Consider the following 12,927-nt stretch of genomic DNA (forward strand, 5'->3'; position numbering starts at 1 on the left):
ATGTAAAGAATGCGCGGTCTGATATGTTGACAGAAGTCAACGGATTGTGAAATGATTCTGATGGGTCTATATCAATAGCGGTATAGATATGACACATAAAAATAAACAAACATAATAGAAAGACAGACTTAATTGCTAGTACGATGCTGTAACAACAGATTAACATTCGGACTTAGACTGTTAAGTTAGAACTTTTACTTAACTTCAAATTGGTTGGGAACTATGTCCAAGGTAAGCAATAGAACAAAAATCGCTACTGCATTGGTTGGCGCACTGGCATTAGTGGGTAGTAACCTAGTTATTGCAGATCCACTTACCCAAGTGCAGAACGCAGACGGTAAGATTCAAACTGAAGCTGCTGCATCACAGAAGAAAGTCGATAAATATTTTGACCAAGCTCAAGATATGCTATTTGAATATGGCTCTGTGGTTGACGAGCGTGAATCACTTAAAGCGTACAATGATTACGTAGCAACGCTTGTTGCTGATCAAGAAGCAACAATGAACTTAATTCAAGCTGATATTGATGGCGTTGATTCTCTTCGTCAAGGTGTTGTGCCATTAATGTTTAAGATGGTTGAAGCACTAGAACAGTTTGTACAACTTGATTTACCTTTCAACTCTGAAGTACGTGCTAAGCGTGTACAAGATTTAAAAGAGTTATTGTATTCATCAAATGTTTCTTTGGCTGAAAAGTATCGTCTAATTTTAGACGCGTACAGTATTGAGCGTGAATACGGTAACTTTGTTGCAGTGAAAGAAGGTACTGTAAATATCGGTGGTAAAGATATTTTAGTTGATATCTTCAATTTGGGCCGTGTTGGCTTATACGCACAAAGTTTAGATCAAAAGTCTGGTTGGATGTTTAACCCTGAAACTAAAGCGTGGGATAAGCTAGAAGATAGCCATTTACGTGAGTTAACAAAGGGTATCCGAATTGCACGTAAACAGGGTGCACCGGATCTATTCGCATTACCAGTACCTGCTGCGGAGGCTGCACAATAATGAAGAAGTTACTTACAACCGCAATCGTTGCTGCGAGCTTAACACTAACATCAGGAATGGTTAGTGCAGCAGATGCTCCGCAATCTATTGATCAATTATTACAAAAAGTACAAAACGATCGTTCACAACAAGCTCGTCAGAACAAAGCCCGTGAAGCTGAGTTTAAAAATGAGCGTGGTGATAAAGCGGCATTATTAAAACGTGAAAAAGCATCTTTAGCTGCTGAAGTTCAACGTGGTAAAGATTTGAACCAAGCTTTTTTAGATAATGAACGCAAAATTGCTGAGTTAGAAACAGCACTTAAAGATGCTACTGCCGATATCGGTGAGATGTTTGGTGTAGTGAAAGGTGAAGCTGGTGATTTTGCTGGTAAACTGGTTGGTTCTAACATTTCGGCTCAATACCCTGATCGTGATGCATTTATTGCTGATTTAGGTGCGCGTAAGCAATTACCAAAAATCGATGAATTAGAAAAATTTTGGGAAACTCAGTTATTTGAGATGGTTCAGTCTGGCAAAGTTGTCACGTTTGATGCCAATGTAACTGATATTGACGGTAACGTTAACCAAACTAAAGTGACTCGAGTTGGTAACTTTAACTTACTAACTGATGGCAAATATGTTGTGTATAGCCCTGAGCTTGGCTTAATTCAGCAATTATCACAACAACCTGATGGTTATGTGGTAAGCACAGTTGCACCTTTCCAAGCTGCAACAAGTGGTACTGCTGAGTTATTTATTGACCCTGTTCGAGGTGTGTTACTAAATATCTTCACTCAAAAAGCAACTTTTGAAGAGCGTATTGAGGCTGGTGGTACTATCGGTTACATCATTATGGCGTTGCTAGCATTAGGTGCATTAATTGCATTAGAGCGCTTAATTACGCTTTATATCGTTGGTGCTAAAGTGAATAGCCAGCGTAAGAATATTGATAATCCAGGTAACAACCCACTGGGCCGTATCTTAAAGGTATATCAAGATAATAAAGATGTTGATGTTGAAACATTAGAGTTAAAACTTGACGAAGCTATTCTAAAAGAGACTCCAGCATTAGAAGCTCGTATTTCAATTATTAAAGTACTCGCTGCGATTGCACCAATGATGGGTCTATTAGGTACGGTAACCGGTATGATTGCAACCTTCCAAAGTATTCAATTATTCGGTACAGGTGATCCTAAGCTAATGGCTGGTGGTATCTCTATGGCATTGATGACAACGGTACAGGGTCTTGTTGCTGCGTTACCATTAATGTTGTTACATGCAATTGTTGTGGCACGTAGTAAGTCGATCGTACAAGTTCTTGAAGAACAAAGTGCAGGTCTTGTTGCGGCACATGCTGAGAAGAGGAACGCATAATGATGCTATACCTGATGGACATCTGGGATTCCGTCAGGGGCTTCATGGCCTCCGGAGGTGACGTACTCTGGTTGGTTGCGGCAGTATTGTTTCTTATGTGGGTATTGATGCTTGAGCGTTTTTGGTATCTAACTTGGATATCACCAAAACAGCATAAAGATATCATTGCCGCATGGGATGCAAGAGAAGATACAACTTCTTGGTATGCACACCGCATTCGTGAAGCTTGGGTATCCCAAGCAAAGCAAGATTTAACTGCACGTATGCTGATTATTAAAACACTAGTAGCCATCTGTCCTATGATTGGTTTGCTAGGTACCGTAACGGGTATGATTTCAGTATTCGATGTGATGGCAGTTCATGGCACGAGTAATGCTCGTATGATGGCAGCTGGTATTTCAATGGCGACCATGCCAACAATGGCAGGAATGGTCGCGGCACTATCGGGCGTATTCTTTAGTACCCGATTAGATAGCAAAATGAAAATCAGTCTACAACGTCTTAAAGACAGCATGTCGCACCATTAGAGAGAGATTAACATGGCACGTAGAAAGCACTCTAGCGTAGATGAAGAAGCGCAAATTGATATGACACCGATGCTCGACATCGTGTTCATTATGCTTATCTTCTTTATCGTGACCACTTCGTTTGTTAAGCCTTCAGGCTTAGATTACAACAAACCAGAGGCGTCACAATCAACGAAGAAGCCATCTGCAAATATATTCATTGGCGTGAGCAAAACCGGCGTTATCATGATGGAAAACCGTCAAGTTGATATCGAACGTGTAACTGCAAACGTTGAACGTATGTTGGCTGAGGCTCCAGAAGCAGCTGTACTTATTCAAGCAGACAAAGATGCACAACATGGTCTAGTTGTTAAAGTATTGGATAATGTAAAAGCAGCTGGTATTTCTAAAATTTCAGTATCAGCGGGGAACGAATAATATGCTTAGAGCACTAGTATCACTGTTAGTTGGTGGTGCTGTGACTTTTGCCTTGTTTGTTTTCATGGCATTTCTTGTGGGGGGCGGTGCTAAACGTGCCGACACCTCTGAAGAATCGCCAGTCATTGAACTGACTATGGATAGGCAAGACTCAAAAGTCCAGGACAAAAAACGAGTAAAGCCACCACCACCACCGCCACCAGAGCAGCCACCTAAGCCGGATGTTACTCCGCCTGATAGCTCTTCTGATATTGACACTAATATGGCGTTTAATATGAGTGGTGTTGAAGCTGGTGGACCAGACACGGGCTTTAAACTTGGTAATATGATGACACGTGATGGTGATGCAACACCGATCGTGCGTATTGAACCACAATATCCAATTGCTGCCGCTCGAGATGGTAAAGAAGGTTGGGTACAACTTAGCTTTACAATTAACGAGTTAGGCGGTGTTGAAGATGTAAAAGTTATCAAAGCTGAACCTAAGCGTGTATTTAACCGTGAAGCGGTAAGAGCGCTTAAAAAGTGGAAGTACAAGCCTAAGATTGTTGATGGTAAAGCCATTAAACAGCCTGGTTTGACTGTACAGTTGGACTTTAAACTTAACCAAGGAGGCAAATAGAGATGCGTAAGTCGAATAAACTTGCAATTGCTTTGATGCTTTCTTTGTGTGGTGGCTCATTGGCTTATGTGCCAGTAGCTGTTGCAGCTGAAAAGTGTCCGATTGAAAAGCGTCAATCTAAAGCTGTGGGTCAAAGTGTGGCTAAAAAAGTACAGCGTTCATTTAAGGCTTACCAAGAAGGTAATCTTAATGAAGCGATTAATGTGCTTCTTGAAGCTAACCCTAAAAACGATTTTGATAAAGCTTATGTCGATCGTATGCTCGGTAATTTTTATGCTGAGCAAGGTAAAATGAAAACAGCGGTGAAGTATCTTGGTGCTGCGGTTAAAGCAGATATCCTTGGTGGTAATGATCACGCTGGAACCATGCGCTTATATGCCGATTTGTTATTGCAAGAAAAACAGTTTAAACAAGCAATCCCATATTATTATGACTGGATGAAGTTTACTTGTAAGCAAGATGCAACAGTGTATAAGCGTATTGGTGTTGCTTATACTGAAACTAAGCAATGGGACAAAGTACTTGAAGTTGCAAATACAGCATTAAAAATGGTTGATAAGCCTGATAAGGGTTTATACCAAATGAAATTGACTGCTTATTTTAATAAGAAGCAATATAAAAATGCTGTAGGAGTACTTGAGACTATGGTGCCGTTATGGCCATCAGATGGTACGCTTTGGGTACAGTTAGCACAGTTTTACCTGATTACAGAAAACTACAAAAAAGCGTTAGTGACTTATGATATCGCTTATAAAGGTGGTTTTTTAACAACTGCGGCAAACATTACCCGTTTGACTCAGTTAATGGCGCAAAACAATGCACCTTATCAGGCATCTAAAATCTTTATTAAACACATGAATTCAGGTTTAATTGAGAAAAATGCTAAAAATTATAAGATCTTAGCGGGTTTTTACCATAACGCAAAAGAGTTACCAGAAGCTGCAAAATACTATGGTATGGCAGCAGAAATGGATAACGATGGCGAGTTATACCTAAAACAAGGTCGAATTTTAGCATTAGATGAGAAAACGAAAACGTCAATTCCTGTATTTAAAAAAGCACTTGATGCTGGTTTAAAAAATCCAGGTGAAGCACAGTTTGAGTTGGCTCTAGCATATTTAACCTTGAAGCAGTATAAATCTGCATACTCAAGAGCTAAGTTGGCAGCTAATGATAAGAAAACGGCCAGAAGCGCTAAGAGCTATATCTCTTATATTAAAGAGAAGGCTCGAGTTCATAATGTAGCTTTATAGATTTTATGACTGTATTAAAGCCCCTATATGGGGCTTTTTTTATAACAAAATCGTGTTGAACAAGAGTTTTGTGTTAGTTTTTATATTCAGTTTGTAACAGATTGATAACTATTAATAAAGAGACAGGGAATTCGATGAAAATAAAATTATTGGTGTTATCACTGTATTGCATTTTGGGGGTTACGGGATGTTCAAAAGTCCTTGAATCTAATAGTGAGAATACACATCAACAAAATGCTGAATCTGTCACTACTGCGGAAGAGCAATATTTAACGTTGGCAGATCAGTTCTTTCAAGAACAATTAGCCCTTGAACCTATCCATGCTACTTATGTAGGTGTCAATCAATATAATGATCAATACGGTGAGTCTTTATCTGAACAGTACCTGCATAAACAGCATCAGCTTAATAGTCAGTATCTAGTACTGGCAAAAAAAATTGATACTATAAAATTGCCAAAAGAGCTGCAATTAAGCCATCAGATGTTTATTTACGACAGAGAGCTGGCGTTAGTTGCAGAAACCTTTCCGATGCGTTTTATTCCGATGAATCAGTTTTATAATCCGATTATAACCATGGTTCAGTTAGGCACGGGTTCAAGTGCGCAGCCATTTTATACTGTTCAAGATTATCATAATTGGATTGGTCGTGTTGATGGCTTTATTCGTTGGTTAGATCGAGCCAAAGCACGTATGAATGAAGGCATTGAGAGTAAAGTGGTGTTGCCAAGAGTGTTAGTTGAAAAACTCTTGAGTCAAATTGACGCGCAACAGGTCGAGAATATTGAAAATAGTACTTTTTATCAGCCAATCAATCTGTTTCCTAATGATTTTAGTGAACAAGATAAAGTGCAGTTGACTGAACAATACAAACAGATGATAAGTCAGCGACTTTTACCTGCATTGTCACAATTAAGCCAATTTATTGAACAAGATTATTTACCTAAGGCACGTGCTACCGATGGTTGGTGGGGCTTACCAAATGGTAAACTTTGGTATCAGCATCTTGCAAATTCTCATACTACGACACAAATGCCAGTAGAGCAGATCCATCAATTAGGATTAGAGGAAGTTGCCCGAATTTTATCTGAAATGGATAACGTTAGGCAGCAAGTTGGTTTTGAGGGGGATTTGCAGGCATTTTTTACAGAGTTAAGCTCAAATCCTAATTATTTCTTTAAAGATAAACAAGATTTGATTGATGGATATAGTTCGATAAAGACAACAATTAATCAAAAATTACCAGAATATTTTAATGTTCAACCTAAAGCGGATTATGAAGTTCGAGCAGTAGAGCAATTTAGAGAGCGTTCTGCTGCAGGGGCATCATATCAAGCTCCCGCTGTGGATGGTTCAAGACCCGGTATCTTTTATGTTAATACCTATAACTTAAAAGCACAGCCTAAGTGGGGCATGACCACGTTATCGCTGCATGAGGCTGCTCCTGGACATCACTTTCAAATCGCGATTAAGCAAGAGCTACAGGGGATCCCGCAATTTCAACGTTTTGGCGGGTATACCGCATTTGAAGAGGGCTGGGGGTTATATGCTGAATACCTTGGTATAGAGATGGGGTTGTTTAATGATCCATACCAATACTTTGGTAAATTATCAGATGAAATGCTGCGGGCTATGCGTCTAGTTGTAGATACTGGCTTACATCATCATGGTTGGAGTCGAGAACAAGCGATTCAATATATGCAGGACAACTCGCCAATGGCTGAATCTGATGTTATAGCAGAGGTTGAACGTTATATGGCATTGCCGGGGCAAGCCTTATCGTACAAAGTAGGCCAATTACAAATTTTGGCGTTGCGAGATAAGGCTGAAAAAGCATTAGGCGATAAATTTGATATTAAAGCATTTCATGATCAAATATTAACAACAGGTTCATTACCAATGGCGGTGATGGAAGCTAAAATAAATTTATGGATTGAGCAAAATGCAGCTTAAAGCTGTTTACTTTTTTGTTTGATATCGTAATCTATCATTCAGTTACTTAAATGATTAAGTTGATTAGATATTACATTTAGATTGAGTTTTTAATGACTCAACATAGGAGTTCAATATGGTTCAAGCAACAGCGCGTCATCTTCTAGTCGGTACTGAGCAAGAATGTTTAGCACTTAAAGATCAAATAGATCAAGGTGCTGATTTTGCTGAAGTGGCAAAAGCACACTCTAAGTGTCCATCTGGCGCACAAGGTGGTGAGCTTGGCTCATTTGGCCCTGGCATGATGGTAAAAGAGTTTGATGATGTAGTGTTTAGCGCGCCATTAAATGTCGTACAAGGTCCTGTTCAAACTCAGTTCGGTTACCACCTACTTGAAGTGACTAGCCGCGGCTAATCTATTTCGATTATGTTGAATGGCAGCTATAGCTGCCATTTTTTTCGACTATTTTCAAGGTTAGGGCATGTTTCCTTATGCATTATGGATTAACGAAACGTTTAAAATTACGTTATTTGGTTAAACAAGATTGGTCGTTCTTTTTTGATCTGCATTCTAGTGTAGAAGTTAATCGCTATGTACGTACGCCTGAAACAGCAGAGCAGATAGCGAATAAATTTAATCGATGCTGTTTGCCATGGCAATTTGAGTCAGGAGAATGGTTAGCCTTGCTTATTGAAGAGATAGATTCAGGTTTGCCCGTCGGGATTACAGGTTTAAGAGCCATATCAGATGAGTTAGCTCAGGCCGAAGTGGGTTATCTGTTAAGTCCACAAATGCAAGGTAAAGGCTATGCGACAGAAAGCCTCAGATTTGTATTGGATTATTGTTTTAAGATATTAAAATTGCATAAAGTGACAGCATTAACAGATATCAATAATCTTGCTTCTGCCAATGTTTTAATTAAGACAGGTTTTATAAAAGAAGGCTTATTGCGTGACAATAACCAGATAGACCAACAATGGCATGATGATTATTTTTGGGGCTTGCTTGAGCATGAGTATCAAACTCAATAAATCTGATTTGTCATCATCAAAGAAAGCCTTAATCAGCCTCACTTTATCCTTGTATTGAGTCAACTGAGAATGCCAACTGTGCATTAATATATCGAGTACTACACTTGATTAAGTGTTTCTGAAAATAGCAACTTCAGTTGGTTTGGGTATATAATGACGCGGTTTTTATGTTGATAAGGTGCAATGCTGTGAGCGCACAAGCAGAATTATTAGTTCTTCGCAGTGGCGAAGAATATATTGAGTTATACAAATTACTTAAAGTCCAAGGCTTAATGAGTGCAGGTGGTGAAGCCAAGCATGTCATTAGTGAAGGTATGGTTAAGGTAAATGGTCAAGTAGAAACTCGTAAACGTAATAAGATCGTAGCGGGTGATCTAGTTGAGTTTAATGGCGAGTTGGTTAAAGTCGTTCAAGAATAATCTTAGGGTAATATTATGCAATTTCCAGATGATGATAACGGTAAAATGCTAGCGGCAATGGCTGAGTCAGGCATTGATTTATCAAAAGAATTAGATATTGATTTCTTTATTGTTTTTGATGACCAACGTGACGCTGAGTCGGCATTAGCAGAAATTTTAGCATCAGAGCTAGACTGTGAAGCTGAACTGAATCTGAATGATGATTTAGGCAAGTGGGAAATGATTGTTACATTAAAGATGATCCCAGAATATGCCGCTGTTGTTGAGCAAGAAACTGAATTACACCTATTCGCTGAAGAGTTTGGCGGAATGAGTGATGGTTGGGGCGTGATGCAGCACCAAGAAGGCGATGACCTTGGTGAAGATCATGACCACGAGTGTGGCGATCACTGCCACCACTAAGCTAATTGCAAATTAGCGATATAAAACCACCTACGGGTGGTTTTTTTGTGCCGCTCAGATTACCATCGAGTTATACACAAGGAGAGATGTATGGCTAAACATATTAGTTTTGGTACCCCTGTTAATGAAGCCGAACGATGGGCATTTGGTGTGCTTGCTGACGAGCTGCCCGAAGATTATTTTTTATTGACCAATATTGAAATTCCGACCAAATCAGGCCAAGCAATGGAAGTAGATGCCTTGGTTGTGGGTGAGTGGGGCGTTTATGTAGTGGATGTTAAAGGCTACATTGGCCACTTAAATGCAGGTTTACATGCTTGGTCATTAGATGGCCGCGATGTTGATAACAGTTTATCAAAAGCGAATTATGTGGCACGAGTGCTGGCTGGTAAGGTTAAGCATCAAATTCCTGTTGGTGTTTATGCGCCTTGGTGTCAGGGAATGGTATTCGTGACTGGCCGTAAAGGTGAACAAATTGAACTAGAAAAAGATGACGGTTCATTAAGTATCTATACTCCAAAACAAATTATTAATGCATTAACTAATGAGTGGGGACTGACCGCGCCAATTGCGCATCAGGTTACGCATCAACAAAAAGAATTAGTACTAGATACCATTGGCCAAGTGGCGTTAGTTGAGCAACGCAATAACCGCATTCAAGATTTTATTAAACTCAAATGTTTGTTTATGCATCATGGTTTAGAGGTGTGGCAAGCAGAGTATAGTCCGGGTGAATGGACTGCTCCTTGGCTGCTCAAAATTCTGATCCCAATGCAATTTGATGATCCTGAACAGTTACAACACCATGAACAAGCACTACGCAATGAGTTTAAAATTTTACAGGAATTATCTGGTTGCTGCACTGTACCATATTGTGCGCCGTTGATTCAGGATGGGGAGCAGTTGGTATTGCCGATTAGAATGCCAAGAGGCATGCCACTAAATGCACTTGAGTCTGAAACGCTAACGACATATCAGATCCTTGAAATATTGCGCCGCTCGGTAACGGGATTACAGCAAATACATCGACGTGGTTATAGTATTGGTGGTTGGTCGAGTAATTGTATTTTTGTGTCAACTAATGGCGATGTTGAATATATTGATATTAAAAATAATATTAGTATCGATAATGATATTGCTAAGTATGCCTATCGCTTCAAACATTTGGCTGAACAAACTCAACAGCCTCGGATTTATCAATGGTATCGGTTAGCAGAAAAGGGCAGTACTATTGATTTAGATGCCTTAAGGTGTGATTTATCTGCGCTACTTGAATCCGGTGTATGTGACGTTGAACCCACTGCTATCGAGATTAAAACGGGGGCAGTTGTTGATCACCATTATTTATTAGAGCAACAGATCATTTGCTCTGATGATAGTGAACTATGGTTAGCTAAACATATTCAAGGTCAATATCAATGCGGCATTGGACTCTACAAAAATGTGGTTGAGCATTGGCCTAAACTCAGTAACTTATATCGCAGTCTGTCTCATATTTATCACCCACATATTGAACGCGTATTGGCATTTGGTCAGTTACCTCAAACTCAAGATCTTTTTATTGTACGAAATTGGATTAAGGGGCTTTCTTTAGATGAGTTAACGACTATTGAACTTGGTCAACCCAAGTTGTGGTTTAAGCAGTTATTGACGGCGTTACAATATATTCATCAAATGGATATCTACCACGGTGCTATTTGCCCTAAAAATATAATATGCAATAGTGAGGTTTCGATTTTAGTTAACTTTGGTTTAGGGATGGATATTGCCTCATTACATTATGCACAGCAATATGCTGATCCTATCTATTGGGAAATTGAAGGTGATGCTGAAAAAGATCTCTATGGGTTAGTAGCGAGTTTTGTTGATGTACTAAGTGAGCATCAAACGGCTGAGCAATTGCATACATCAAGTTTACTCGTGCGACTTGAATTACTTGATAGAGAACTATTGGGTGAGACGGTTTATCAACTATGTAAAAAAGTACTAAAATTTGAATATATGTTAGCGCCGAACAGCCAATATTTGGCACTATTTGGGTTTGATGATTAATGACATTATGTGTGTAGGTGATATAGCCAAACGACCTTAAATATCAAGCTTAGGTCGTTTGGGTATACAAAGAAGAGTATGCCAACATTTGCAATGCTATCTGTATTAACCCTTGCAGTTTTGTTTTTCAAATTTGTACAACCTGAGCTAACTGATGGTTTTACAATTATTTGATAGTTAGGGGGCTTTATTCGGGAGCATTTATTTTTGCTACGCGATTTACGCTCTTTTATCAGCTGATTATTTTTAGTGCAGAAAATGTGTCCATTGACACATTTTTTTTTCAAGATGTTTTTATAATCAAACAAGCAGATTAACACCTTAGGTCACTGCTATGCTCGACGACTGTTTTGCAGTCATAGCGGTGCATGAGTGGCTAATAGGTGTGCTGGCTCGTGTACCTGTGAATCAATGGATGACTTACAGGAGCTTTTATGTCTCAATTATTATCGCAACGTTTATGGATAAAAAATCCTCTTGCTATCTTTACTGCCAATGGTCTTGACGCCCGTGGTGGTATCGTCGTTGAAAATGGTCAAATTGTTGAACTGGTTGCGAATGGCGCTAAGCCTCAACACGCAGTAGATAACACTTTTGATGCATCGTCGCTGGTTGTCACTCCCGGCCTTATTAATACTCACCATCATCTTTATCAAACATTAACTCGCGCATTTCCGGCGGCATTAAACAAACCGTTATTTCCATGGTTACAAGCATTGTACCCTGTTTGGGCACGGCTTCAGCCTGATATGCTGCATGCGGCCACGACACTTGGTTTATCTGAGTTATTATTATCAGGTTGTACGACTGTGGCAGATCATCATTATCTGTATCCGCAAGCGCTAACTGAAGCGATGGATATTCAGGTTGATGCCGCCAATAAAATGGGAGCAAGGGTGATGTTAACTCGTGGTTCCATGAGTCTTGGTGAAAAAGACGGTGGTTTACCGCCCCAGCAAGCAGTACAAACTGATCAACAAATCTTAGATGACTGTGAGCGGGTCATTAAGCAATATCATCAACGTGACCATGGCGCGATGATTCAAGTTGCTTTAGCACCATGTTCACCCTTTTCAGTTACATCAGAGCTGATGGTTGCTGCGGCTAAAATGGCTAAACAACATGATGTGATGTTACACACCCATTTGGCTGAAACCCATGATGAAAATGAATTCTGTTTGCAACGGTTTGGTTTAAGACCTTTGGATTATCTTGAGTCTGTGGGGTGGTTGCACGATAAAGTATGGTTAGCCCATGGTATTCATTTTACTGAGCAAGAAATTAACCGCTTAGGCCAAGCCAAAGTGGGTATTGCTCATTGTCCATCTTCGAACATGATTTTATCTTCAGGCTTATGCCAAACATTAGCATTAGAACGTGCAGGAGCTAAAGTTGGTTTGGCTGTTGATGGATCAGCTTCAAATGATGGTTCAAATATGATTCAAGAAGTACGCCAAGCATTATTGTTGAACCGATTACATTATCCAGCTAATGAAATGGGGCATATTGATGCATTAAGGTGGGCAACTGCGGGATCTGCCGCAGTATTGGGACGCAATGATATTGGGTCTCTAGCCGTGGGCATGCAAGCCGATATTGCGATGTTCAAGTTAGATGAGTGTCGCTTCTCCGGCGCGCATGATGCGTTAGCAGCATTAATATTATGTGGAGCCTATAAAGCGGATGCGGTGATGGTTGCAGGTCAATGGCGTGTAAAAAATGCTGAAATTGTTAATCCGGTAATGGACTTGGTTGAGTTACAGTTTAGACATAGCCAATGTGCAATGCGTCTAGCGCAATCACTCTAGCTAGACAAGGTAATTAAATACTAACAAAGGGCAATAACCCTTTGTTAGTGCTTTTATAAATATCATTTGCTTGATTAATGCCAGTCTAAAGTGAGGTATACTCG

At 39.7% G+C, this 12,927-nt stretch carries 13 protein-coding genes; all 13 read left to right on the forward strand.

Annotation, left to right across the window (positions count from 1 at the left end; all coding sequences use genetic code 11):
* Positions 1-222: 222 nt before the first annotated feature.
* The 13 genes from JCM15074_RS13700 (at position 223) to JCM15074_RS13765 (ending at position 12,823) form a co-directional block, all read left to right on the forward strand.
* Positions 223-1,005 (forward strand): DUF3450 domain-containing protein, encoded by a 783-nt coding sequence (locus JCM15074_RS13700; protein ID WP_025821709.1) that lies wholly within the window; start codon positions 223-225, stop codon positions 1,003-1,005.
* Complete coding sequence (locus JCM15074_RS13705; RefSeq protein ID WP_025821710.1) at positions 1,005-2,360, forward strand: MotA/TolQ/ExbB proton channel family protein; 1,356 nt, start codon at positions 1,005-1,007, stop codon at positions 2,358-2,360. Before JCM15074_RS13700 ends, JCM15074_RS13705 begins: the two co-directional genes overlap by 1 nt.
* On the forward strand, positions 2,360-2,887 hold the full coding sequence (locus JCM15074_RS13710) for a MotA/TolQ/ExbB proton channel family protein (RefSeq protein WP_084267015.1): 528 nt from the start codon (positions 2,360-2,362) through the stop codon (positions 2,885-2,887). Before JCM15074_RS13705 ends, JCM15074_RS13710 begins: the two co-directional genes overlap by 1 nt.
* A 12-nt stretch (positions 2,888-2,899) precedes the next feature.
* The gene (locus JCM15074_RS13715; RefSeq protein WP_025821712.1) at positions 2,900-3,304 is read left to right on the forward strand and encodes an ExbD/TolR family protein; all 405 of its coding nucleotides are present in this window, start codon (positions 2,900-2,902) and stop codon (positions 3,302-3,304) included.
* A gap of 1 nt (position 3,305) precedes the next feature.
* Positions 3,306-3,926: an energy transducer TonB gene (locus JCM15074_RS13720; RefSeq protein ID WP_025821713.1), complete on the forward strand. Its 621-nt coding sequence runs from the start codon at positions 3,306-3,308 to the stop codon at positions 3,924-3,926.
* Between the two features lie 2 nt (positions 3,927-3,928).
* Positions 3,929-5,179: a tetratricopeptide repeat protein gene (locus tag JCM15074_RS13725; protein WP_025821714.1), complete on the forward strand. Its 1,251-nt coding sequence runs from the start codon at positions 3,929-3,931 to the stop codon at positions 5,177-5,179.
* 134 nt (positions 5,180-5,313) lie between these two features.
* On the forward strand, positions 5,314-7,131 hold the full coding sequence (locus JCM15074_RS13730) for a DUF885 domain-containing protein (protein ID WP_025821715.1): 1,818 nt from the start codon (positions 5,314-5,316) through the stop codon (positions 7,129-7,131).
* Positions 7,132-7,246: 115 nt separating this feature from the next.
* The gene (locus tag JCM15074_RS13735; RefSeq protein ID WP_025821716.1) at positions 7,247-7,525 is read left to right on the forward strand and encodes a peptidylprolyl isomerase; all 279 of its coding nucleotides are present in this window, start codon (positions 7,247-7,249) and stop codon (positions 7,523-7,525) included.
* Positions 7,526-7,602: 77 nt separating this feature from the next.
* On the forward strand, positions 7,603-8,142 hold the full coding sequence (locus JCM15074_RS13740; protein ID WP_025821717.1) for a GNAT family N-acetyltransferase: 540 nt from the start codon (positions 7,603-7,605) through the stop codon (positions 8,140-8,142).
* 188 nt (positions 8,143-8,330) lie between these two features.
* Positions 8,331-8,561: an RNA-binding S4 domain-containing protein gene (locus JCM15074_RS13745; protein WP_025821718.1), complete on the forward strand. Its 231-nt coding sequence runs from the start codon at positions 8,331-8,333 to the stop codon at positions 8,559-8,561.
* 15 nt (positions 8,562-8,576) lie between these two features.
* Positions 8,577-8,963 carry a ribonuclease E inhibitor RraB gene (locus JCM15074_RS13750; protein ID WP_025821719.1) on the forward strand — a complete coding sequence of 129 codons (387 nt, stop codon included), beginning with the start codon at positions 8,577-8,579 and terminating at the stop codon, positions 8,961-8,963.
* Positions 8,964-9,053: 90 nt separating this feature from the next.
* A complete protein-coding gene (locus JCM15074_RS13755; RefSeq protein ID WP_025821720.1) occupies positions 9,054-11,015 on the forward strand; it encodes an NERD domain-containing protein kinase family protein in 1,962 nt (653 codons plus the stop codon).
* Between the two features lie 434 nt (positions 11,016-11,449).
* Positions 11,450-12,823 carry an 8-oxoguanine deaminase gene (locus JCM15074_RS13765; protein WP_025821721.1) on the forward strand — a complete coding sequence of 458 codons (1,374 nt, stop codon included), beginning with the start codon at positions 11,450-11,452 and terminating at the stop codon, positions 12,821-12,823.
* The last annotated feature ends 104 nt before the right edge of the window (positions 12,824-12,927 follow it).

Origin of the sequence: Shewanella marina JCM 15074, from assembly GCF_000614975.1 — a bacterium.
Lineage (GTDB): Bacteria > Pseudomonadota > Gammaproteobacteria > Enterobacterales > Shewanellaceae > Shewanella > Shewanella marina.

Coding starts and splice junctions, on each gene's coding strand:
- JCM15074_RS13755 (WP_025821720.1), top strand. CDS start 9,054: ATGGCTAAACATATTAGTTTTGGTACCCCTGTTAATGAAGCCGAACGA.
- JCM15074_RS13715 (WP_025821712.1), top strand. CDS start 2,900: ATGGCACGTAGAAAGCACTCTAGCGTAGATGAAGAAGCGCAAATTGAT.
- JCM15074_RS13710 (WP_084267015.1), top strand. CDS start 2,360: ATGATGCTATACCTGATGGACATCTGGGATTCCGTCAGGGGCTTCATG.
- JCM15074_RS13750 (WP_025821719.1), top strand. CDS start 8,577: ATGCAATTTCCAGATGATGATAACGGTAAAATGCTAGCGGCAATGGCT.
- JCM15074_RS13720 (WP_025821713.1), top strand. CDS start 3,306: ATGCTTAGAGCACTAGTATCACTGTTAGTTGGTGGTGCTGTGACTTTT.
- JCM15074_RS13735 (WP_025821716.1), top strand. CDS start 7,247: ATGGTTCAAGCAACAGCGCGTCATCTTCTAGTCGGTACTGAGCAAGAA.
- JCM15074_RS13725 (WP_025821714.1), top strand. CDS start 3,929: ATGCGTAAGTCGAATAAACTTGCAATTGCTTTGATGCTTTCTTTGTGT.
- JCM15074_RS13765 (WP_025821721.1), top strand. CDS start 11,450: ATGTCTCAATTATTATCGCAACGTTTATGGATAAAAAATCCTCTTGCT.
- JCM15074_RS13740 (WP_025821717.1), top strand. CDS start 7,603: ATGCATTATGGATTAACGAAACGTTTAAAATTACGTTATTTGGTTAAA.
- JCM15074_RS13700 (WP_025821709.1), top strand. CDS start 223: ATGTCCAAGGTAAGCAATAGAACAAAAATCGCTACTGCATTGGTTGGC.
- JCM15074_RS13705 (WP_025821710.1), top strand. CDS start 1,005: ATGAAGAAGTTACTTACAACCGCAATCGTTGCTGCGAGCTTAACACTA.
- JCM15074_RS13730 (WP_025821715.1), top strand. CDS start 5,314: ATGAAAATAAAATTATTGGTGTTATCACTGTATTGCATTTTGGGGGTT.